Source organism: Peribacillus sp. P4_C12, from assembly GCF_056402095.1.
The window spans coordinates 1-2,861 of record NZ_JBFUIB010000460.1; the positions used below are offsets into that span (position 1 = coordinate 1).

1 protein-coding gene and 1 pseudogene are annotated in these 2,861 nt (G+C 34.4%); one reads left to right on the forward strand and one right to left on the reverse strand.

Going from position 1 to position 2,861, the window contains the following annotated elements:
• Positions 1–219: 219 nt before the first annotated feature.
• On the reverse strand, positions 220–1,176 hold the full coding sequence (locus tag AC1DUW_RS24890) for a sensor domain-containing diguanylate cyclase (protein WP_477643728.1): 957 nt from the start codon (positions 1,174–1,176) through the stop codon (positions 220–222).
• A gap of 621 nt (positions 1,177–1,797) precedes the next feature.
• Here AC1DUW_RS24890 and AC1DUW_RS24895 point away from each other — a divergent pair.
• A pseudogene (locus tag AC1DUW_RS24895) lies at positions 1,798–2,861 on the forward strand (RNA helicase); the annotation flags it as partial.

Below are 2,861 nucleotides of genomic sequence, written 5' to 3' on the forward strand. Positions count from 1 at the left end.
AAAGAATAGGAAGGGTCTTTCGTATATGAACAAAAAACCCGAGAGAGTGAACTTCCCGGCCCCCTCCGCTTCACCATCTGAGAAACGGATACATAAAGAAAATGCTGACTTGCTGAAGCTCCTGCAAAGGTTGAAAGCGAAACGTTGGATCTTTTTACGATAATGGAAGACCAGTGTGTAATAAACACTGGTTTTTTTATTTATTTAGAAGTGCAAAAATCATTCTTGATAGTATTGGATTTTTTTTCGTCCAGACTCTTTAGCCTTATACATTGTCCAATCCGCTTTTTTCAAAAGTGACTCCATTTCGGTTCCATTGTCAGGATAAAAACTTATCCCGATGCTTGCGGAGACAAAATAAACATTTCCATTAATGTGAATGGGCATGGTGGATAATTGTTTTAAAATGAATTCAGCCTTTTGTTGGGTGCTTATTAAGAGATCCTCACACTGAGATGTAGGTAACAAAACGATAAATTCATCCCCGCCGATTCGTGCCACATAACTCTCCTCGGGTACAAATTGCAATAGACATTCAGCCGTCCTTTTAATAACAGAGTCTCCGATATCATGACCAAAAGAGTCATTGAAATATTTAAAATGATCCAAATCAATATAAAGTATAGCCATTTCATTGTGTATTTTTTCCTTATTATAATTGAAATAATTATAAATGAAGTTCCGATTATAGAGACCTGTCAATGAGTCCCTGATAATCCCATTTTCAAGAACGATTGATTGACTGATTAAAGTTGCCAAAGACTTAATGAGTATCACATCATACTCTTTGAAATCAAAAGGTTTAATGTCAAAAGCACAAAGTGTCCCGAAGATATTATCCCCATTTGTTAGGGGATAGCCCATAAAACATCCGTTTCCAATAATCTTCGTTATAGGATGATCGCTTGTCAAGGGATGTTGCTTTAAGTTGGGGATAACAAGTGGTTCCAAATCATTTTCAACAACTAATTTGCAAAAAACCATATTATAAGGAAGGGTGTCTCCTTCAAATATTAGCTCTGCATTTCGGTTAAAAGATTTAATCATAAAACTTTGTAAAGGACTACGAATAGAAAGGAAGAATGTATTGACCTCTATCGTATGAGCTAATAATGCTAATACCTCTTTTGCGATAGAGTCGAAATTTTTATAGTAATTGATATCATGCTGAATCATTTTCAGGCTCCCCTTTTTCTATAGTCTTTTTAGCTTTTCTGGATGTTATTTTTCATAATCAACTAGAAAGACTCAAGAGCAATATATTGATTGCCGTGACAGTTTGAATTCATTTATAAAGGACACATATGTTATCGATTATGTAAGTAACACTCTCTATATTTCTAAGTTCAGAATGTTTTGTCAGTATACTCATGATCCTTATTATATTTCGGATAAATTGAAAAATCATTATTTTCCTTACCCTCATTTAAAATCTACCTTATATACCTTTTACATAAGCATTAGTCAATGTATTGTCATTCATACGTTTCCTCTGCAAAATCAATAAGACGTGATTTGTATCACTTCTCGATGAAATTCCATTATAATAAGTAACTAATCTAACTATCATGTATTATACTGTACATGAAATGGTAAGAGTACCATTTACCTAACACACCTGGTATGATTTATCATATTATCTGCAAGGTTGCGTTTGTACATTTCTTTAACGAACGGTTAAGTTCTTATGAATTTTGCAGATAAAACATGCGTGGAGATAATTTAAAAAATTGTTTTGGAGAGGATAAATAAGAAAAAGAGTAAACTTACATACAGGAAATTCAAAAGGGGATCATTATGGGAAAATTAGAAAATATATACCCAATTGCAATAGAGAATACAAAACAAAAAATCATCCAGGATATGGATTTTTATTTAGAGAATCAAGAGACATTACCTTCTTATTCGACGTACATATCTGACAGGATGTCTTATATAGAGCAGATATGGATCAATGTCTGGTTGAGTAAGGCTTCAAACGATGTGCCTAGAAAAGAAAAAAGGGGATTTCTAAACGAAAGGGGCTTTGTTACTGAAGGGTCAGATCACAAGCTAATCAACAGCTTGTTCCGCAATGAATTAAAGAGCTATCGTCCTTTTGATGTATTAACCTGGATCAAAATTACCTTCTCTGAAAATCAGGAAGAATGGGAGGAGAGATATAAAAAAGCAAGGGAAAACTTCTTTAAACGACAAGAAGAACAACGGCTGGCTAATGAGCGGTGGAAAGTACGTGAAAGGCTTCAAGACGAAGCTAATACTTTTTTTGAGAAGAGTTCGCTTCTTTTATATTTGCATGTTAGGTATTATATCGCTGAAATATTAGTAGCTGATCTTCAAAATAAACCGAAGTTTCAATATGTTACCCCATATATGCTAGAAGAACAATTGGTGGAAGCAGGTTTGTTTGAATCAACAGAATACTTAATGGTAACTGATTTTTTTGAAGAACTAACAGGTGATATACACTCCTTGTTTGATTGGGGGAAGAATCATTACGAATATGAAAATTATTTTTATAGGTATGAAAGGCTAATTTCAGAGTTTATTTTAGGGTTCGCTCCAAAAAAGTTCATTAACCATTTACCTGTAACACTGCACCATGATTTTTTGGAAGCATATGGGGAAAAATTGACTTCGGGAGCCCTTCAAGGAATGCTTCGAGATGAATTGGCTGATTTGTCACAGGCTTGTTTTGATGAACTTCAAGAAGAATACCTATCTGATTTACTGAAACTTGCGAAGACTCCTTTTAATGAATCATTGCACCAGAAAATATTTGAAGAAGATGAGGAGAACAGGGAAAGAAGAAAAGCTGAGGTATTGGCGGAACAAGCCAGAAGGCAAGCAGAAGAGGAACG